Here is a 19,089-nt window from a genome sequence, read left to right as displayed (position 1 = left end):
CATGCTGTGCCATGATTCGTCGCAAGCTTGTTGCGGCGGCACTGTTCTTCACGCTGTTTGGTGCGATTGCGTTCATGCCACCCTTCGCGCTGCTGTTTCGCACCAATACGCGCGTTCTGGGTGTCCCGCTCGAGGCCGCTTATATCTTTGTTGTCTGGATCCTGCTGATCCTGGGTGCACGGTGGTTCAGCCGCGTGCTGCCTGACGATAACGCGACCCCTGCAGATGCGCAGCAGGATCGGTCGTCATGACGCTGACCGCCGACCTGGTCATAGCCACCTCGGTTGCCTATGTCGGCTTGCTTTTTCTCGTCGCGTTTCTCGCCGACCGGCACACGCGCCGGCGCGCCGGCGGCTTCCTGCGCTCGCCGTTCGTCTACACTCTCTCCATCTCGGTTTATTGCACGAGCTGGACCTTTTATGGTGCCGTAGGCTCGGCGGCGCGCACCGGGCTTGAATTCGTCACCATCTACCTCGGCCCTACGCTTGTTTTCATTGGTTGGTGGTTCATCCTCCGACGTCTGGTGCATATCAGCCATAGCCAACGCATCACCTCCATCGCAGACCTCCTTTCCTCTCGCTTCGGCAAGTCTGGCGTCCTTGGCGTGCTCGTCACGCTGCTCGCCGTTATCGCGATTGCTCCCTACATCGCGCTGCAACTGAAGGCAGTGACCTCATCCATTGAGGCAATTGCCGGCGCTTCCGAGTTCGGGCGTGGCAGCCTGGAGGGTTGGGACGAGGGTGGCCTCGCTTTTGGCGTCGCGGCGGGCATGGCAGCTTTCACCATTCTTTTCGGCACCCGTAACGTTGACGCGAACGAACAGCATCATGGCGTGGTCGCCGCCATTGCGCTCGAAGCGGTGGTGAAACTGACCGCTCTGATCGCCGTCGGCGTCTTCGTCATCTATGCGGGCGGCGGGCTAGAAGGCGTTTTTACCGGCGCGGCGGCGGCGGGCATCGACATCTACGACACTGATACCTTCGGCGACCGCTGGATCGCCTCTATGCTGCTCGCCGCGGCGGCCATCATCTGCCTGCCGCGCCAGTTCCAGGTGACGGTGGTGGAAAACTCGGACGAAAGCCACCTCCGCACAGCAAGCTGGGCATTCCCAGCCTACATGCTGGCGATGAGCCTCTTCATCCTGCCGATCGCACTTTACGGGCTGACGATCATGCCCGCCGGCTCCAACCCTGACATGTTCACCCTGACCCTGCCGCTAGCCGCAGGGCAGGGCGGGCTCGCACTCTTCGCCTTCATTGGCGGGTTCTCTTCCGCCACATCGATGATCATCCTGGAGTCGATCGCGCTGTCGATCATGGTGTCGAACCATATCGTAGTGCCGCTGATGTTGCGCTTTGGTGGGGAGGGACATGTCGGCAGCGACCATGGCGTACGACGCCTGCTCCTGCGGGCGCGGCGCGTTTCCATCGTGCTGATCCTGTTCCTCGGCTTCGGTTACTTTTACCTCACGCGCTCGTCAGATGCGCTGGCGCCGATTGGTCTCATCTCGTTCACAGGTGTGGCGCAGTTCCTGCCAGCGATCCTCGCCGCGCTCTTTTGGCGCGACGCATCTGCCAAGGCCGCAATTGCGGCCATATCAACCGGCTTCCTTGTCTGGCTGTGGGCGAGCTTCCTGCCATCCTTCGCCACCTCGTCACCAAGCGTGGCTGCAATCATGACGGAAGGCCCCTATGGCATTTCCTGGCTTCGGCCGCAGGCCTTGTTCGGGCTGGATATGCTGGACCCGCTTGCCCACGGTGTTTTCTGGAGCCTCTTTGCCAACACCACGGTCTTGATCCTGGGCTCGCTTGTCACGCGCCAGTCCGCACTGGAGCACGTGCAGGCCGCGTTGTTCATCGATATGTCGGGACGCAGCCCATCCGAACCTGGTTCGCTCCACGGCTCCGCCACGACCGACGACCTGCTTCTGGTCGCACGCCGCGTGCTCGGCCAGCAGCGAGCCTTTGATCTGTTCTCGGAGGAAGCGAGGCAGACCGGCACGGCCTGGACAAGCCTTGAACCGACACCGGCCTTCATCAACCGCTTGGAGCGAGAACTTGCCGGCTCAATCGGTGCGGCCTCTGCGCATATCATGCTGTCGAAAGTCGTCTCAGGTGGCGAGGTCTCGCTTGAGGAAGTCATGCGCATGGCGGACGAGACCCAGCAAGTCATCGAACACTCGCAAGCTTTGGAACGCACCTCGGCTCAGTTGCGCGCTACAGCTGAAAAATTGGAGGCCGCAAACCTTCAGTTACGGGAAGTGGACCGGCAGAAGGACGAGTTCCTCAGCCAGGTAAGCCACGAGGTCCGCACCCCGATGACGGCAATCCGCGCCTTCTCGGAGATCCTGTTGTCGGAACGCGATCTTGATGAGTCCTCGGTCCGCAGCTTCGTGGACACGATCCACAAGGAAAGCTTGCGATTGACGTCCCTCCTGGACGAGATCCTTGATGTGTCCGCGCTCGAAAAAGGCGATCGGGTTTGGGAGGCAAATCTCTTTGATCCCGAGCGATCATTGGATCAGGCGCTGCGAGTTTGCAACGCGCTTGCCTTGCACAATGGCACCACGCTCCAAGTCACCCAACGCGTGGACTCGGCTCATGTGTCCGGCGATGCGGACCGTCTCAGCCAAGTGTTGATTAACTTGATCTCGAACGCCATCAAATACAACAACGCTCCGTCGCCGACGGTATGGATCAGGTCCTTTATCGACGGCCCACACTACTGTGTGGAGATCTCGGACAATGGCGCTGGTATTCCGGAAGCGGAGCAGCCGCGCATCTTCGACAAGTTCTATCGCGGACAACGGGGTCGGGCGACCGCCTATGCCGGAGCGGGACTCGGGTTGCCGATCAGTCGGGAAATTCTCGCCCGCATGCGAGGCACGCTTGAACTCGTGCCCAGTGCCGCAGAGGGAGCCTGTTTCTGCATGAGGCTTCCTTTGGAGATGCATGCGAGAGCCACAGGCTGAGAAACTGAGCCACTTGTGTTTGGGAACATTCGATCTATCATCGTCTCGTTAAAAGGAGGGGCACAGACATGTACAGGTTCGAGATCTACAAGGACAAGGCTGGCGAATTCCGTTTCCGGTTCAGGGCATCCAACGGTCAGACATTGTTCGCATCCGAAGGATATTCGGCCAAGGCTTCCGCTGTTGCCGCGATCGAATCGATCAAGAAGAACGCACCGGGCGCAACCACGGACGACCAGACGACGGCGATGGCCTGAAGCCTGAAGTCGTTGTTGACTGAAAGGTCTATGTTGATCGTGGCCGCCCGCTCCATGTGAGCGGCCACGCGGCAAGTGACTTCACTTAGGTCACCGACACGACCTTCACCGCACCTCGCCGGTCCAGCACCTCAACCGTCACCTGGTGACCTGCGCGATGCAGGGCCACATCGGCTGCGCCGCTACCGACAGTGAGGTTGCGGATAACGACCTCGTCCAAGAAGGCGGGCAAGACTGGTCGTTCGAAAATGACCTGCGTGTTCTGCGGATCGAAGCTCAACCCGAGACTCGATTGGAGCAGGGAGAGGGGTGCAGCTGCCGCCCACGCCTGAGGTGCGCAAGCGACGGGATAGAAGGTTGGGCCCTGTGCCCGTTGGCGCCTAAAGCCGCAGAACAGTTCCGGCAGGCGTCGCAGATCAATGTAAGTCGAGGCTGCAAACAGTCCTTCGAACACTTTTGAGGCTTCTTTCCGGAAGCCATAACGGCCAAGACCCGACGCAATGAGCGAGTTGTCGTGCGGCCAGACTGACCCGTTGTGGTAGCTCATCGGGTTGTACCGTGCTTCGGTGGATGGAACGGTTCGAATACCCCAGCCGCAGAAGGACGATGGTTCCATCAGCGTCTTCACGACCGCTTCCGCCCGTTCCGGATAAGCTACTCCTGTGAGGAGCGCGTGGCCGGCGTTCGATGCCCTGACACGGCACGCCCGCTTGTCGCCATCGAGGGCGAGGACGAACGTGCCCAGAGAATCATCGAAGAAGGCTGCATCGAACGCGCTTTGAAGGGCTGCCGCCCTGGCCGAGTATTGCGATGCTTGCTCCCGACGGCCCAGTCGACGGCAGATCAACGCTGCGGCACTGAAGGCACCATAGGTGTAGGCCTGTACCTCAGCAAGCGCGATCGGACCCTTGGCGAGGGTACCGTCGGCGTGGAAGACGGAGTCGTAGCTGTCCTTCCAGCCTTGGTTGACCAGACCATCTTCTGTCATCCGCCCGTATTCCACGAAGCCGTCTCCGTCGCGGTCGCCATAGTCCTCCAGCCAGGCGAGGGCGGCTTCGATGTTCGGCCAAAGTCCTCGAAGCGTCTCCAGGTCGCCTGTGCGTTCAAGGTAGGCGCCTGCAAGCATCACGAAGAGAGGCGTCGAGTCGACGCTGCCGTAGTAGCGACGGAAGGGAACCTCACCCAGCTCTGCCATCTCGCCATAACGCACCTCGTGGAGGATCTTGCCCGGTTCGGCATCCGCCGCAGGGTCAACGTCTTTTGCCTGGTTGGCTGCGAGGTGGCGGAGCACGCCTTTTGCAATCGCCGGATCGAGCCACAACGTCTGGAGCGCCGTGATGATGGCATCTCGGCCGAAGACCGTGCTGAACCAGGGGATGCCGGCGTATGGATACGGCCCTTCCGGCGTATCCGTCATCAGCATGTAGATGTCAGATACGCTTCTGCGCAGCGCTTCGTTAAAGATGTCGTTCGATGTCTGAACGGCTGCCGCCCTTGAGGAGGCTTGGCGAAGAGCGCGTCGCGCATCCCGGAAGCCCTTGAAAAAAGCCACTGTCGGCGAAGCTTCCGCCCCCGAGTTGCAGGCGATCTCGATGAAGATCGAGCGGGACTGCCCGGGTTGCAACTGGATGCGGTAGGTTATCTGCTCGGCGGTAATCCGCTTTGGTGCGGGCTCGAACCGAAGCGTCGTGCTTCGCCGGCAGCCGTCAAGGCCGGTGTAGGAAAGCTCCAAGCCGTCTTGCTTGGAAACCGCGGCGCCTTGAGTTCCGCGCTTCCGGCGCTCTGTTCCTCGCACCTCGAACAGATCCGCGAAATCGGCGCTGATGGCAAAATCGATCGAAATCTCGTGCGGCTGATCGTCGAAGTTCTTCACCAGCAGACGCTCGAGGCATCGCCCTTGCCAGAGGAAACGCGTCCGCCGGAGATGAAGGAGATCGTGTTCGAGCACCAACTTGCCGCTGGCATCATACAAGTCGGGGTTTGTCAGGTCGCAGGTCAGCGTTGCGTTGTCGTCCCTCAGAGTGGAACTGAGAAGCATCGGTCGCACGCCACCGATGGTCATGTAAAAATGCGAGAGATAGCGGGTGTCGCGGTGGAAGATTCCCTCCGGGCTCCCCGGACCCGATATCACGTCGCCATTGTGGTCAAACACGGCGAATGTATCGCCGTGTTTGAGGGTGCGAGGTCGTCGTTCCTGCAAGGATGCCGAGGCAGGAATAAAAAGCTGCCCGACCGAGCTCAGCTGGAGCCCGGGGAGATTGGGAGCTTGAGGCTGAATGTCTGCAGCGTCCATGAAACCATCTCCTTGCTCAGGCGACCCCCTGCAGGTCGAGGTTGTCATTGTTCGCGGTTTGGTGTGTCGAGCCGGAGCCAGAAATCAGGTGCTGGTAGATCGAGAGATAATCATCGGCCATGCGCTCGACCGTGAAGCGTCGCTCGAAGGTCTCCCGAACATTCTGCCTCGGAAGCTCATCGAGGCGTTTGAGAGCTGACACGGCGGATGAGATGTCTCCAACGATCATGCCGGAGACGCCGTGGTCGATGATTTCCGGGACTGAGCCATTTCGGAAGGCGATGACAGGTGTGCCGCAGGCCATGGCCTCGATCATGACCAAGCCGAATGGTTCGGGCCAATCGATCGGGAAGAGCAGGGCGCGCGCATTTCCCAGGAAGCTCGCCTTCTGCTGCTCGCTGATCTCGCCGACGAACTCGACATTGGGGCTTTCGCGCACCATCGGTTCGATGACGGTCTCCCAATATTCCCGGTCGGCGTTATCGATCTTGGCTGCAATTTTCAGCTTCACGCCGGCGCGCCCGGCAATCTCGATCGCCCGATCAGGTCGTTTCTCCGGCGAGATCCTGCCAAGGAAGGCAACGTAGTCTTCCTCGGGCTTCGCCGTGAACGGCAGGACGTTGCGTGGCAGCCCGTGGTAGACGGTGCCCGCCCAGTTCACCGGTGGCATCGGCCTGCGCTGGTCGTCAGAAATCGAGACTAGCGGTTGGTTTGGAAAGAACCTGTAGAACGGTTGCAGATCGGGGAGATCAAGCCGCCCGTGCAGCGTCGTCAGCGCAGGCACATTAAGTTGAGCCAGCATCGGGTAATGCAGGAGGTCGATGTGGAAGTGCAAGACATCGAAATCGGACGCCCGTCTGCGGATCTCCTCCAGAAGGATCATGTGATGGGGAAGCGGATCCTTCACCGCCGGATCGAGCCTGAGTGCCGTGGGACAGGCGGAAACAAGCTTTGCGTCGGTGATCGAGTCACCACTGGCGAAAAGCGTTACTTCATGGCCCTGCCGAACGAGTTCCTCCGTCAGGTAAGACACGATCCGCTCCGTTCCCCCGTAGAGTTTGGGCGGAACGCGTTCAGCGAGTGGAGCGATCTGGGCGATCTTCATGATGAACAACCTCCTTCACCGAAAAAGGTAGACCTGCAGCTATCCTCCGCACCGGCTCTGTTTCGAGCACAGGTCGCTGTTGAACGCCCACCGGTTGACAGGGTGGTGAAGAGGAAGACGCACAAAGAAGTCGCGCCAAGGAGACAAAGACATTTTCGCCTTCACCTGTTCAGCAGGACCAAGTTGCCATGAAGCTTGCCGGATGCGGAAGCGGCCTTGATCTAGGAAAGCGGAAACGCGGGATCAAGATGTTGATGCTTACATCGCATGGCAGAGACGTCATCCGCGACGAACGCGCAAGGCAGGTGGCCTCGAAACAATATTGCCTTGATGTCGACAAGCAAGTTATGGGGAGACCCGTTCCAAACGCAGTGCCGCCGTCATGCTGAGCGATCTCAATCTGAACCTCCTGCGCTCGTTCTACATCATCGCCGAAGAGCGAAGTCTCACGCGCGCGGCATCACGGCTTAACATGACGCAGCCCTCCGTAAGTCAGGCGCTGCAGAGGCTGGAGGAGCAGCTCGGTTGCCAACTCGTCTTTCGCGACAGCCGGAGGTTTGAACTCACGGTTCCTGGCCAGAAGATCTACGAGGAATGCGCCGAGATCTTCCGGTCGGTCGAGCGGATCGGGGTGCTGACGAAGGATGCACCCACGGAGGAATCTGGCGAGATCAAGCTCCAGATCATCAGCAATCTGGAGTCTCCGCTGATCAACGAGGCGCTGAGGGTTTATCACCAGCGTCATCCGTCTGTCCGGTGGATGATCGAAGTCCAGAACAGCCAGGAAACGGTGCGGCGCATACTGGCAGAAAAGAGCGGTATCGGCATTTGCCTCTTGCCCCGTCCGGTCTTCAATCTGGACTGCAAGCTGCTCTTCCGGGAGGAGTTCAGCGTCTTCTGCGGTGCCGAGCACCCATTTTACGGACGGGCACAGGTTGAGAAACGCGAGCTGCGCCAGGAATCGTTCATCTCCTTCACCTGTGCGGGCGAGGGCTTGGGGCTGGAACCCATGGCCGTTCTCAGCGAAAGCATCGGCCTTGGAGAACGGATCAGCGGCCGAAGCGCTAACCTGGAAGAGGTGCGGCGCATGATCATCGCCGGCCTCGGCATCGGGATACTCCCGCCGACGGCCGTGCGAACCTATGTCGACAACGGTCAGCTATGGCCGCTGGAGATCTTGGACTTCCCACTTGGGGCTGATGTCTTCTTGGTCTCGTATCCAGGTTGTGCGTTCACCAGTGCGGAGCGGCGGTTCCTGGAACTCCTCGACGAGTTGAAGTCGCTCTACCCCGACATGGCCTGACACGACGCGTCAGGTTTCTGCTGCCGCTGGGCTTCTCGAAGGAGGCCGCTGGTGGCCTCCTTCGAGAAAATTACATCAACGCGTTTATCGGTCCGCCCGAGCGACAACCGAGTGCAGCAGCACGTTCAGACCAGGGGCTAAATCACTAGGGTCACACGACTCTTCGTTGTTGTGGGTGATGCCGCCCTTGCAGGGCGTGAAGATCATCGCGGTCGGGCAATGACGAGCGAGGAAATAAGCGTCGTGCCCGGCCTGTGACTGGATGTCCCGCCAGTTGTAGTTCATCCGCTTGGCTTCCGCGCGGATTTGGCCGACCATCTCGCCGTCGAAGATATCGCCACCCCAGAACCACTCGTCCTCGATCTCCGCCTCGCATCCGGCACGGGCAGCGCTTTCGAAAACGGCGCGGCGCATCTTTTCCGCCATGACGCGGGCGGTTGCAGGGTCGGGATGACGCACGTCGCAGATCGCCTGCGCTGTGTCGGAGAGAATGCCTGGCTTGTTCGGCCATGCCGCTAGCCGTGCGCCGGTCGCTTTCCCGTCGCCAACCGCGAAATCCCAGCCGATGTCATCGACGGCCGTCAGCCACCGTGCCCCGGCAATCAGAGCATTATGGCGAAGATCCATCGGAGTTGGACCAGTATGCGCAGTCCTGCCATTGAACCGCACGCGCATGCCATAGCTGGGATAGCCGCCGGTCACGACACCAACGTCGCGTTTTTCAAGGTCAAGGATTGGGCCCTGTTCGATGTGAAGCTCGAAATAGGCGTCGATGTCGCCTGCCTTGCACGGCTTGTGACCGTCGTAGCCGATCCGATGCAGTTCTTCGCCGAAGCGGGCACCGTCATCGGACACCAACTGCTTGACCCAATCCACCTCGTAGGCGCCGACGAAACAGCCAGAGGCGACCATTGGGGGCGAGAAGCGTGCGCCTTCCTCGTTGGTCCAGTCGACGATGACGATCGGCCGCTTGGTGACGTGGCCACAATCATTGAGGCTGCGGACCACTTCCAGGCTGGCCAGGACGCCGGCAATGCCGTCAAAGCGGCCGCCGTTGATCTGCGTGTCGAGATGGCTGCCGATCATGACCGGTGCAAGCGTCGGATCGGTGCCCTCGCGGCGCCCGAAGATGTTACCAAGCTCGTCGATCTCGACGGTAAGTCCAGCTTCCCGGCACCAGTTGACAAAGAGGTCCCGCATCCGCCGGTCGTCATCAGTCAGGGTCAGCCGCGACAAGCCTCCCGTGCGGCCCTTGCCGATCTCGGCCGAGCTTTCGATGGTTGACCAATAGCGATCGATGTTGGCGCGTTGGTCGGCAGAAAAAGTCATGGTCATTCTCTCATTGGAAGGTGAGCCCGCATCAGGAGCCGAAAGACATCAGCGTCATCAGGCCCGGGAAGAGCACCAGAGCGAGCAATACAAGCGTCATCACGCCAAGGAAGGGCAGGAGGTAGCGGAACGAGGCTGACATCGGGATGCCACCGGTGCGGCACGCGGCCATGAGGTCGATGCCAAGCGGTGGCGTATTTGCACCGATCGCGAGGTTGATGGTCAGCAGGACCCCGAAATAGACGGGGTCTATCTCAAAGGCGCGCAGCACTGGCAGGAAGACCGGGGCAAGGATCAGGATGATCGCGATCGACTCCATGAACGTGCCGAGGATGAGCACTGCGACCATCATCATGATCAGTGCCAGGGTGGCGCTTTCCGTCGTTCCGGTGATCGCGTTGACCACCATCTGCGGGACCTGCTCGACCGTCAGGATCCAGCCGAAGACGGATGCCGCAGCGATGACCATCAAAATACCCCCGGTCATTTCGGTGGTGTCACGGAGCAGGCTGAAGACCTTGGAAAGGCTCAACTGGCGATACACGAAGGCGCCGATGAGGAGCGCATAGGCGACACCGACGCCGGCTGCTTCTGTTGGGGTGAAGATGCCGAAGCGAATGCCGCCGACGATGATGACGGGCGCAAGAAGCGCGAGAATTGATTCCCGCAGCGCCGTACCCAGCCGTGCCCAGGAGAAGGCTTCGCCGCCCTTCCAGCCGTTCTTGCGGGAGATCCACCAGGCCACGACCATCAGGCCAAGACCCAAAAGAATGCCCGGGCCGATCGAGTTGACGAAGAGCTTGCCGATCGAGGTGCCGGTGGCTGTTCCGTAGACGATGAGGACAATAGAGGGCGGGATTACTGTGCCAAGCGAACCGGCGCAACCGAGTGCAGCCGCGGAGAAGCCGGGATGATATCCGCGCTCGCGCATGGCCGGCAGCATCATCGTGCCGATGGCGATGACGTCAGCCACACCAGACCCGGAGAGCGAACCGAACATCATGCAGGCCGCGATCATGACGATCGCAAGTCCGCCGGTACGCCGCCCGACGACAGCGGCACAGAGATTGACAATGCGTGGTGCGAGCCCGCCATGCACCATCAATACGCCCGCGAGCAGGAAGAGTGGGATTGCCAACAGCGTGAAGCTGTCAATGCCGGCAACCATCCTTTGGGCCACAACGATGACCGGGATGGTATCGGCGACAAGCAGATAGGCGATCGAGGAGAGCGCAAGCGCGATCATGATCGGTGCGTCGATCAGGATCAGCAGGACAAAGACGCTCAGGAGTACGATGAGGGCGATGCTCATTTGCGCCATTCCACAAGGAGGATTGCAATAAGGGACAAGGCGGCGCTGACCGGCAGTGCCAGGTAGGTAAGCCCGACCGGCCAACTCAACGCGGTCGTCTCATGGCTCCACGTGAGGACTGTGAGTTTCCAGCCCGTCCAGAGGAGAACGATAAGAAAGAGGGCGGAGCACACGGCGGCGAGCATCGCGAGCGCGGTGCGGAACCTGCCGGGTTTCACAAGCAGGTCCGTCAGCCCGGCCGACAGATGCGTGCGGCGGATGAAAGCGGAAATTCCACCGATGAAGGTAACCCAAACCAGAAGCAGACGAGGAACTTCCTCCGACCAGCGCGGTGTGAAGGAAAACGCATAACGGCACACGACGACGTAGACGATCAACGCGGTGAAACAGGCAACGCCGAGGGCGCCGACCGATGTTACAGCGACATCAATTGTTCGGGCGATGCGTGAAGAACGCGTCGAGGCATCTTGCATTGGAGGCTCCGGAACCGGGAATGGCTGCAATCGGGGTTGGCGGCGCGTATAGTTGCCCACCCGGGTTCGCCGGGCGGGCCGCTTTTCTTTACTTACGATAGGTATCCATGGTGGCGAGCAGATCCGCGCCGAAGGTTTCCTTCTGGCTTTCCCAAATCGGCTCGAGCGCCTTGACGAAGGCGGCCTTGTTAACTTCGTTGACCTGCATACCCTTGGCCTTCAGCTTCTCGAGGAGTTCGAGTTCGCTTTCAGCCACCATGTTGCGCTGCTCGTTGCCCCAACGGACGGCAGCTTCCTTCACGATTGCCTGGTCTTCCGGCGAAACCTGGGTCCATGCGATGGTCGATACAGTCAGGCAGGCTGCGCCCCAGATGTGGCCCGTCATCGAGAGGTACTTCTGAACTTCATAGAAGGACGAGGATTCGATGATCGACAGCGGGTTTTCCTGAGCGTCGAACACACCCTGCTGAAGGGCAGAATAGAGTTCACCGAAGGCGAGTGGTGCTGGCTGGGCGCCGAGCGCCTCGAAGGTCGCGAGCCGTACCTTGTCTGGCGTGACCCGGATCTTCAGACCCTTCAGATCTTCCGGCTTTTCGACCGGACGCACGTTGTTGGTGATGTTGCGGAAGCCGTTTTCCCACCAGGCCAGAACCTCGATGCCCTTTGGCTTCAAGAGGCCGGCGAGCTGTTCACCGAGCTTGCCGTCAAGCGCGGCAAAGGCCTGCTCGCGGCTCGTCCAGGCGTATGGCATTTCGATGATCCCGAGCTTCGGCTCGACGAACTGGAAGGAACCGCTGCCGATCACGCCGGCATCCATCGTGCCGATCTGCATGCCCTCGATGACTTCCTTTTCCGTGCCCAGCTGACCGGACGGGTAAATTTCGATCTTGACGCGTCCGCCTGTCTTCTCGGCCACTTCCTTGGCGAAGGACGTTGCTGCCTTGTGCCAGCTATGGGAATCTGCAAGCACGTGACCGAGGCGGATGGTCGTATCCGCAAGAACGCTTGTTGCAGAAGAAAGGCCGATCATGCCGGCCAGGAGGCCGGCGGCGATACGGCGGGAAAATGCTGGTACGCTCATTTTGGTGTCACCCTCTTTTGTTGCACGAATTATTGGCAGCCATAAATCACTGCCGGTAGCTCCGCATCAAATAGCTGCTGCGAATAGCTGCTATAGGGACGGCCTATAGACCCTCAACTTTATCCCTCTGCGACCGTTGCGATGCATTCGATTTCGATGTCGAAGAGCGCCCAGGGCTTCACTGCGACGCAACTGCGAGCCGGAAAACCGGTCGTGAAGAACTCGCGGTAGACCTTGTTCATATCCGCCGCCAATGCGTTGTCGGTCAGAAACACCAGCGACTTGAAGACGTCGTCAAGCGACGAGCCAGCATGGTTCAGCGTGAAGGACAGTGCCTCAAGGCAGGCACGCGTTTGAGCCGTGATGTCACCCTTCACGATCTCTCCGGTCGTCAGATCGATCGGCGGCATGCCGCAGGTGTAAAGCGTATCGCCGATACGGGTGAGGGCAGATGTGGGAGCGCCAAGCCGGCGGATCGCTTCCGAAACGACGGGAACTTCGATGATCTGATGCTTCATCAGTTGAACCTTTCTTCCAAAGCCTCGCACCTACACCCAGCAGCACTGCCTTTCCAAGCCATTCGACGGGCAAAGGACATCAACGCGTCATTTGCCCGGCATATGCATTCAGTCAGTGGCTCAAGACAGTCAGTGTACATTGACGGCGATCGAAACGCTCTGCCTGATTCTACCCCATAGCCGCGGCGCTTTTGTTGCTGCTAATCCTTGACCGATGTCGGACCCATCGGCTATCTCCCCCGGCCATGGGTAAAACAACGAACCGATCAGGGCTTACGCGTCTGAAACCGCATTCGTAACCGGCCGCAGGATTCCTGTTGCCGGTCCGCCATCGAGCGCCTTTCTGGCCATGCGCCAGAGCTTGCCAATCCAAGAACAACTGACTTTCAAGTCGTATTCCGCAGACAGGGGTTTCCCGTGCAGACGCCATATTACCTGATCGACAAAACAAAGCTCCGCCGCAATCTCGAGATCGTTGCCGCACTGCGCGAGAAGTCGGGTGCAAAGGCGCTGCTGGCGCTCAAGTGTTTCGCAACATGGTCTGTCTTCGACCTGATGCGGGAGTATCTCGATGGAACGACCTCTTCATCCTTGAATGAAGTGCGGTTGGGGCAGACGCGCTTTGGCGGCGAGACGCATGCCTATAGCGTCGCGTATTCAGAGGGTGAGTTCGATGAAGTCGCCGGACGCGCCGACAAGGTCATCTTCAACTCGGCGTCGCAGCTCAACCGTTTCGCCGAGCGCACCGCCAAGCCGCGCGGCCTGCGTCTCAATCCCGGGGTTAGCTCGTCCTCGTTCGATCTCGCAGATCCTGCGCGACCGTTCAGCCGGCTCGGCGAAAACGAGTTGGAGAAGATCGAAAGCCACCTGCATCTGCTCGATGGCTTCATGATCCACAACAACTGCGAAAACAGCGACTTCGACAGGTTCGATGCTCTTCTGACGTCGATCGAAGAGAAGTACGGTTCGCTGTTTGCGAAGGTGAACTGGGTAAGCCTTGGCGGAGGCATCCACTTTACGGGAGAGGGATATCCGCTCGAGCGCCTGTCCGACCGTCTCAAGGCGTTTTCTGACAACCATGGCGTCCAGGTTTATCTCGAGCCGGGCGAAGCATGCGTGACCCGCAGCACGTCCCTGGAAACCTCCGTGCTCGACGTCCTGGAGAACGGAAAACGGCTGGCAATCGTTGATAGCTCGATCGAGGCGCACATGCTCGACCTGTTGATCTACCGCGAGACTGCAAAGGTTGCCGAGCCCGAGCAGGGGGAAACCTATGTGATCTGTGGCAAGTCCTGCCTGGCCGGGGACATCTTCGGCGAGTTCAAGTTCGAGAAGGAGCTGTCGGTCGGCGATCGCGTTTCGATCCAGGACGCGGGCGGCTACACGATGGTCAAGAAGAACTGGTTCAACGGCGTCGACATGCCGGCGATCGTCGTGCGCGAACTCGATGGTTCCGACTGGGTCGTCCGCGCCTTCGACTATAATGATTATGAAAGATCCTTGTCCTGAGGGTCTAAGACAGGAGTGTGCAACACAAAATGAGAAAAAATGTTCTCGTAGTTGGAGCCGGCGGCGTCGGCCGCGTCGTAGCTCACAAGTGCGCCTTGAACAGCGACATCCTTGGCGACATCCATATCGCATCACGCAGCGCCGAGAAGTGCCGTGCAATCGTGGAGTCGATCCACGAGAAGAAGCACATGCGCTCGAACGCGAAGCTGGAATGGCACCAGCTTGACGCAATGGATGTCCAGGCGACTGTTGATCTCATCCGTAAAGCGAACGCCCAGATCGTCATCAACGTGGGTTCGGCTTTCGTCAACATGTCGGTGCTGTCGGCCTGCCTTGAGACCGGTGCGGCTTACATCGATACCGCCATCCACGAAGACCCCCGAAAGATCTGCGAAACGCCCCCGTGGTACGGCAACTACGAGTGGAAGCGTGCCGAGGAATGTGCGAAGCGCGGCGTCACCGCAATCCTCGGTGCCGGGTTCGATCCCGGCGTCGTGAACGCATATGCGCGGCTGGCGAAGGACGAGCATTTCGACCAGATCAAGGATATCGACATCGTCGACATCAATGCTGGTTCGCACGGTAAGTACTTCGCGACCAACTTCGATCCGGAGATCAACTTCCGAGAATTTACGGGTGTGGTCTACTCTTGGCAGAACGGCGCCTGGCAGACCAACAAGATGTTCGAGATCGGCAAAGAGTTTGATCTGCCTGTTGTGGGCAAGAGGAAGGCTTACCTCACCGGCCACGACGAGATCCACTCGCTGTCTCGTAACTTCCCGAACGCCAACGTCCGGTTCTGGATGGGTTTCGGAGATCACTACATCACGGTCTTCAACGTGCTGAAAAACCTTGGCCTCCTCTCGGAGCAGCCGGTGAAGACGGCTGAAGGCCTTGAGGTCGTTCCGCTGAAGGTGGTCAAGGCTGTGCTGCCGGATCCGGCTTCGCTTGCTCCGGATTACACCGGAAAGACCTGCATCGGCGACTTCATCTCGGGAACGAAGGATGGGGTGGACAAGGAGATATTTGTCTACAACGTGGCGGACCACAAGGAAGCCTTCAACGAAGTCGGCGCGCAGGGTATTTCCTACACCGCCGGAGTTCCCGCTGCCGTTGCAGCCCTGCTTATCGCGCAGGGCGACTGGGACGTGCGCAAGATGGCCAATGTTGAGGAACTGTCACCTTGGCCGTTCATCAAGGGGCTTCACCAGAATGGCTTGAAGACTTTCCTGAAGGACGAGCGCGGGGAAGACCGGTTGATCTCGGAATAAGGTAGGAAAGGGCGGTCCAGTGACCGCCCTTTCTGTTTTCGCCTGATCACGGATTCGCCGACGAGGCCTCAGCCGTACACGACATGAAGAACGATTGTCTTCGGGACGGGGACATTTCGAACGGGTGGCTTGGGACGTCGGCGATAGCTGATCCTGAGGCTGCGGCTGGAGTGGGCTCTTCGTCGTGTCGTGAAAACTCTCATGCCGGAACCATACCGCCCGTTTTCGGCGCGGCAACACGAACTCCGGAATGCGGTTACGGAGTAACCTTAACCCGGGCGCATCCCAATTTCGCTTCCGCAGCCTCCGCAGCGGTGTTTGGCTTCGGGGTTCGCGACGTCCATCGCTACATTCATTTTTAGGCAAATCTAACGTTGTGAAGTCCGGTTTAGCATCGGTCGGCGCTCGTTGACATCTGGATTGGTCGATGCTTTGCTCAGATGTCAGACCAATTCGGGAGCGAGCGTGGACGCTGGGAGTGTACTGCAGCCTTTGCCGGCACTGGACCGGGCGAGACAGGTGACGCTGGCGCTTGCGCGCTACGTTGCCGATGCGAAGCTGCAGGCTGGCGACCGACTTCCGGCCGAGCGAGAGTTGATGGCATCGCTTGCCGTTGGACGCTCGACGATCCGTGAGGCGATCCGTCACTTCCAGGCGCTGGGTGTCATCGAAACCCGCAAGGGCAGCGGAACCTATCTGTTGCGGCCAGTTTCTCCTGACACGATTCACATGCCGTTGTCGCTCGATACGACGCGACTGCGCGACGTGCTCCTGCAGACGCTGGAAGTCCGGCGCGGCATCGAGTGCGAGGCCGCAATGGTCGCGGCGCGCATGCGCACTGCAGAAGATCTCACTGTCATCGAAGCCAAGCTCGACCAGATGGAAAAGGTGCATCTTGAGCAGGGGACGTCGGGGCCCGAAGACCTGGCCTTCCATCTCGCCGTCTACGACGCCACGCATAATCCGCTATTCCGCCAGATCCTCGAGCAGATGCGCGAAAGCTTTGAGCATTTCTGGGCCTCGCCTTTCGACCGGAAGGATTTCGCCAGGCGCTCCTTTCCGTTTCATCGCACCCTTTTTAACGCGATTGCCGCCCAGGATCCCGACGGGGCGCGGCGCGAAACACTGAAGATCCTCGAGGTTGTCGAGGAAGACATCAAGGAAATGTCCCAATGAATGAAATGCTGGACCCGTCGCAACTTGCCTCGCTCATCACCGCGCATGATGACGGCAATTTTGCTGATGCGGTCGTGCCACCGATTTTCCAGACCTCGCTTTTCACCTTCTCACAATATGACGAGATGCTCGCCGCCTATCGCGGCGAAAAGGTACGCCCGATCTATACGCGTGGCCTCAATCCCACGGTGCGCATGTTCGAGGAGATGCTCGCCAAGCTCGAAGGGACGGAAGATGCGCTGGGTTTCGCCAGCGGCATGTCCGCCATCTCGTCGGCGGTTCTCAGCTTTGTTGAGCCGGGCGACAGGATCGTCGCTGTCAAGCACGTCTATCCCGATGCTTTCCGCCTGTTTGGCACGATCCTCAAGCGAATGAAGGTGGAAGTGACCTATGTTGACGGTCGCGACGAGGAAGCGGTCGAAAAGGCGCTTCCGGGCGCCAAGGTCCTCTACCTGGAAAGCCCGACAAGTTGGGTCATGGAAGCGCATGACGTCGGCGCGCTGGCGGCGCTCGCAAAAAAGCATGGCGTCGTCTCTATGATCGACAACAGTTGGGCGAGCCCGTTCTTTCAGCGGCCGATCACGCTCGGCGTCGACCTCGTCATCCACTCGGCTTCGAAATACCTCAGCGGACACAGCGACGTCGTTGCCGGCGTCGTGGCAGGATCGAAGGAGATGATCGCCCGATTGAAGGCTGAGGCATACCCATATCTGGGCGGAAAGCTTTCACCCTTTGATGCCTGGCTACTGATCCGCGGGTTGCGCACGCTGCCCTTGCGGATGAGGGCCCATGAGGCGTCGGCGCTGACCATCGCGCGACGATTGCAGGAACTCGATGTGGTCGAGCAGGTCTGCCATCCGGCGCTTGCAAACCGCCTGCCGCCCGGCCTCAACGGCACGTCCGGGCTGTTTTCCTTCATCTTCAAGGAAGGCATCGATGTTCGCGCCTTTGCCGATCATCTCAAACTCTTCAAGCTCGGCGTCAGCTGGGGCGGCCACGAAAGCCTGATTGTACCAGGCGAAGTGGTGCTGCAGCAGAAGGCCCAGCCGAATTCCGCGCATACTTTCGGCATCCATGCGCGGTCCGTTCGCCTCCATGTCGGTCTCGAAGGAACAGAGGCCTTGTGGAGCGATCTCCAGGAGGCCATCGCCGTAGCCTCGTAGTGCATCAACGATAAACAATCGGGAACAGGACAATGAAGAAAACACTCATAACAGCCGCATTATTCGCCGCGATGATGGCGAGCAGCGCCATGGCGGACACGACGCTGAAGCTGGTCGAAGTCATCACCAGCCCCGAGCGTACGGAAACGCTAAAGTCGCTGGTCGGCAAGTTCGAGGCGGCCAATCCAGGCACGAAGGTGGAGATCATCTCGCTTCCCTGGAACGAAGCGTTCCAGAAGTTCGCGACGATGGTTTCGGCCGGGGATACGCCGGACGTGATGGAAATGCCGGACACCTGGCTTTCGCTCTATGGCAACAACGGCTTGCTTGAGAGCCTTGAGCCCTACCTCGAAAAGTGGGAACACACCGCAGGCTTGACGCCTCGCGCGCTTGAACTTGGCCGCGACGTCAAGAACACCGCTTATATGCTGCCCTACGGCTTCTATCTTCGCGCAATGTTCTACAACAAGAAGCTCCTGAGCGAAGCCGGTGTTTCCGAACCGCCAAAGACGATGGACGAGTTCGTCAAGGCATCGGAAGCCGTGTCCAAGCTGCCCGGCAAGTATGGTTACTGCATGCGCGGTGGACCGGGCGGTCTCAATGGCTGGATGATCTTTGCTGCCTCCATGGCCGGCGATAACAAGTACTTCACCGAAGACGGCACCTCGACCATGAACAGCGAAGGCTGGGCCAAGGGTATCGAGTGGATGGTCGATCTCTACAAGAAGGGCCTGGCGCCGAAGGACAGCGTCAACTGGGGCTTCAACGAGGTCGTTGCCGGCTTCTATTCCGGCACCTGTGCCTTCCTCGACCAGGATCCCGATGCACTGATTGCCGTAGCCGAACGCATGAAGCCGGAAGATTTCGGCGTCGCTCCGCTGCCGAAGGGCCCGACCGGCAAGTCTTATCCGACGATCGGTTATGCTGGCTGGTCGATGTTCGCCAGCAGCAAGAACAAGGATCTATCCTGGAAGCTGATCGAAACGCTGGAGAGCCCCGAAGGCAATATCGAGTGGAACAAGCGGATCGGCGCGCTGCCGGCTTACTCCGCCGCCGAGAAGGATCCGTTCTACGCCGGTGACCAGTTCAAGGGCTGGTTCCAGGAACTGGCCGACAAGGATACCGTTCCGACCGTCATGCCGACCTTCCTTGAGGAGTTCGCCTTCTTCAAGGATTCGCTTGCGATCAAGACCTCGCAGCAGGCCTTGCTGGGCGACATCTCCGCCAAGGAACTGGCTGACCAGTGGGCAGACTATCTGACCAAGGCTCAGAAGAAGAACCTTTCCAAGAAGTAGTCGATGCAGTGTCGGTGCGGGCATGCCCGCACC

At 59.6% G+C, this 19,089-nt stretch carries 16 protein-coding genes; 9 read left to right on the top strand and 7 right to left on the bottom strand.

The window, feature by feature from the left end; genetic code table 11:
• Nucleotides 1–11 precede the first annotated feature (11 nt).
• From M0654_RS08285 to M0654_RS08275, 3 genes are all read left to right on the top strand, one after another.
• Nucleotides 12–251, top strand: coding sequence for a hypothetical protein (locus M0654_RS08285; RefSeq protein WP_248682688.1), 240 nt, complete (start codon nucleotides 12–14; stop codon nucleotides 249–251).
• On the top strand, nucleotides 248–2,971 hold the full coding sequence (locus M0654_RS08280; protein ID WP_248682687.1) for a sensor histidine kinase: 2,724 nt from the start codon (nucleotides 248–250) through the stop codon (nucleotides 2,969–2,971). The genes M0654_RS08285 and M0654_RS08280 overlap by 4 nt, the downstream gene beginning before the upstream one ends.
• A 68-nt stretch (nucleotides 2,972–3,039) precedes the next feature.
• Complete coding sequence (locus M0654_RS08275; protein WP_118851866.1) at nucleotides 3,040–3,228, top strand: YegP family protein; 189 nt, start codon at nucleotides 3,040–3,042, stop codon at nucleotides 3,226–3,228.
• An 85-nt stretch (nucleotides 3,229–3,313) separates the two neighbouring features.
• Here M0654_RS08275 and M0654_RS08270 read toward each other — a convergent pair whose 3' ends face one another.
• Both M0654_RS08270 and M0654_RS08265 read right to left on the bottom strand, forming a co-directional pair.
• Nucleotides 3,314–5,521, bottom strand: coding sequence for an amylo-alpha-1,6-glucosidase (locus M0654_RS08270; RefSeq protein ID WP_248682686.1), 2,208 nt, complete (start codon nucleotides 5,519–5,521; stop codon nucleotides 3,314–3,316).
• 16 nt (nucleotides 5,522–5,537) lie between these two features.
• The gene (locus M0654_RS08265; protein WP_248682685.1) at nucleotides 5,538–6,626 is read right to left on the bottom strand and encodes a glycosyltransferase family 4 protein; all 1,089 of its coding nucleotides are present in this window, start codon (nucleotides 6,624–6,626) and stop codon (nucleotides 5,538–5,540) included.
• A gap of 382 nt (nucleotides 6,627–7,008) precedes the next feature.
• Between M0654_RS08265 and M0654_RS08260 the strand changes: the two genes are divergently transcribed.
• Complete coding sequence (locus tag M0654_RS08260) at nucleotides 7,009–7,929, top strand: LysR family transcriptional regulator (RefSeq protein ID WP_248682684.1); 921 nt, start codon at nucleotides 7,009–7,011, stop codon at nucleotides 7,927–7,929.
• 84 nt (nucleotides 7,930–8,013) lie between these two features.
• Here the strand turns inward: M0654_RS08260 and M0654_RS08255 are convergent, their stop codons facing one another.
• The 5 genes from M0654_RS08255 to M0654_RS08235 all read right to left on the bottom strand — a co-directional run bounded on the left by M0654_RS08255 (nucleotide 8,014) and on the right by M0654_RS08235 (nucleotide 12,642).
• Nucleotides 8,014–9,258, bottom strand: a complete 1,245-nt coding sequence (locus M0654_RS08255; protein ID WP_248682683.1) for a Zn-dependent hydrolase — start codon at nucleotides 9,256–9,258, stop codon at nucleotides 8,014–8,016.
• 31 nt (nucleotides 9,259–9,289) lie between these two features.
• The gene (locus M0654_RS08250; protein WP_248682682.1) at nucleotides 9,290–10,570 is read right to left on the bottom strand and encodes a TRAP transporter large permease; all 1,281 of its coding nucleotides are present in this window, start codon (nucleotides 10,568–10,570) and stop codon (nucleotides 9,290–9,292) included.
• Nucleotides 10,567–11,043 carry a TRAP transporter small permease gene (locus M0654_RS08245; protein WP_248682681.1) on the bottom strand — a complete coding sequence of 159 codons (477 nt, stop codon included), beginning with the start codon at nucleotides 11,041–11,043 and terminating at the stop codon, nucleotides 10,567–10,569. Before M0654_RS08245 ends, M0654_RS08250 begins: the two co-directional genes overlap by 4 nt.
• An 88-nt stretch (nucleotides 11,044–11,131) precedes the next feature.
• Nucleotides 11,132–12,124, bottom strand: a complete 993-nt coding sequence (locus M0654_RS08240) for a TRAP transporter substrate-binding protein (protein WP_248682680.1) — start codon at nucleotides 12,122–12,124, stop codon at nucleotides 11,132–11,134.
• A gap of 119 nt (nucleotides 12,125–12,243) precedes the next feature.
• Entirely contained in the window at nucleotides 12,244–12,642 is a 399-nt protein-coding gene (locus tag M0654_RS08235; protein ID WP_248682679.1) for a RidA family protein, read from the bottom strand.
• 417 nt (nucleotides 12,643–13,059) lie between these two features.
• On the opposite strand from M0654_RS08235, the gene M0654_RS08230 reads away from it, so the two are divergent.
• From M0654_RS08230 to M0654_RS08210, 5 genes are all read left to right on the top strand, one after another.
• Entirely contained in the window at nucleotides 13,060–14,151 is a 1,092-nt protein-coding gene (locus tag M0654_RS08230; protein WP_248682678.1) for a carboxynorspermidine decarboxylase, read from the top strand.
• Between the two features lie 29 nt (nucleotides 14,152–14,180).
• Nucleotides 14,181–15,422 carry a saccharopine dehydrogenase family protein gene (locus M0654_RS08225; protein WP_248682677.1) on the top strand — a complete coding sequence of 414 codons (1,242 nt, stop codon included), beginning with the start codon at nucleotides 14,181–14,183 and terminating at the stop codon, nucleotides 15,420–15,422.
• Between the two features lie 465 nt (nucleotides 15,423–15,887).
• Entirely contained in the window at nucleotides 15,888–16,598 is a 711-nt protein-coding gene (locus tag M0654_RS08220) for a FadR/GntR family transcriptional regulator (protein ID WP_248682676.1), read from the top strand.
• Entirely contained in the window at nucleotides 16,595–17,761 is a 1,167-nt protein-coding gene (locus M0654_RS08215) for a PLP-dependent transferase (protein WP_248682675.1), read from the top strand. Before M0654_RS08220 ends, M0654_RS08215 begins: the two co-directional genes overlap by 4 nt.
• A gap of 32 nt (nucleotides 17,762–17,793) precedes the next feature.
• Nucleotides 17,794–19,056, top strand: a complete 1,263-nt coding sequence (locus tag M0654_RS08210; protein WP_248682674.1) for an ABC transporter substrate-binding protein — start codon at nucleotides 17,794–17,796, stop codon at nucleotides 19,054–19,056.
• Nucleotides 19,057–19,089: the final 33 nt, after the last annotated feature.

This window comes from Neorhizobium turbinariae (assembly GCF_023223505.1).
Classification (GTDB): Bacteria; Pseudomonadota; Alphaproteobacteria; order Rhizobiales; family Rhizobiaceae; genus Neorhizobium; species Neorhizobium turbinariae.
Note: the sequence above shows the minus strand (reverse complement) of the source record. Positions and strands in the feature narration are given on the sequence as shown.

Coding starts and splice junctions, on each gene's coding strand:
- M0654_RS08260 (WP_248682684.1), top strand. CDS start 7,009: ATGCTGAGCGATCTCAATCTGAACCTCCTGCGCTCGTTCTACATCATC.
- M0654_RS08250 (WP_248682682.1), bottom strand. CDS start 10,570: ATGAGCATCGCCCTCATCGTACTCCTGAGCGTCTTTGTCCTGCTGATC.
- M0654_RS08225 (WP_248682677.1), top strand. CDS start 14,181: ATGAGAAAAAATGTTCTCGTAGTTGGAGCCGGCGGCGTCGGCCGCGTC.
- M0654_RS08235 (WP_248682679.1), bottom strand. CDS start 12,642: ATGAAGCATCAGATCATCGAAGTTCCCGTCGTTTCGGAAGCGATCCGC.
- M0654_RS08245 (WP_248682681.1), bottom strand. CDS start 11,043: ATGCAAGATGCCTCGACGCGTTCTTCACGCATCGCCCGAACAATTGAT.
- M0654_RS08210 (WP_248682674.1), top strand. CDS start 17,794: ATGAAGAAAACACTCATAACAGCCGCATTATTCGCCGCGATGATGGCG.
- M0654_RS08255 (WP_248682683.1), bottom strand. CDS start 9,258: ATGACTTTTTCTGCCGACCAACGCGCCAACATCGATCGCTATTGGTCA.
- M0654_RS08280 (WP_248682687.1), top strand. CDS start 248: ATGACGCTGACCGCCGACCTGGTCATAGCCACCTCGGTTGCCTATGTC.
- M0654_RS08215 (WP_248682675.1), top strand. CDS start 16,595: ATGAATGAAATGCTGGACCCGTCGCAACTTGCCTCGCTCATCACCGCG.
- M0654_RS08265 (WP_248682685.1), bottom strand. CDS start 6,626: ATGAAGATCGCCCAGATCGCTCCACTCGCTGAACGCGTTCCGCCCAAA.
- M0654_RS08275 (WP_118851866.1), top strand. CDS start 3,040: ATGTACAGGTTCGAGATCTACAAGGACAAGGCTGGCGAATTCCGTTTC.
- M0654_RS08285 (WP_248682688.1), top strand. CDS start 12: ATGATTCGTCGCAAGCTTGTTGCGGCGGCACTGTTCTTCACGCTGTTT.
- M0654_RS08270 (WP_248682686.1), bottom strand. CDS start 5,521: ATGGACGCTGCAGACATTCAGCCTCAAGCTCCCAATCTCCCCGGGCTC.
- M0654_RS08240 (WP_248682680.1), bottom strand. CDS start 12,124: ATGAGCGTACCAGCATTTTCCCGCCGTATCGCCGCCGGCCTCCTGGCC.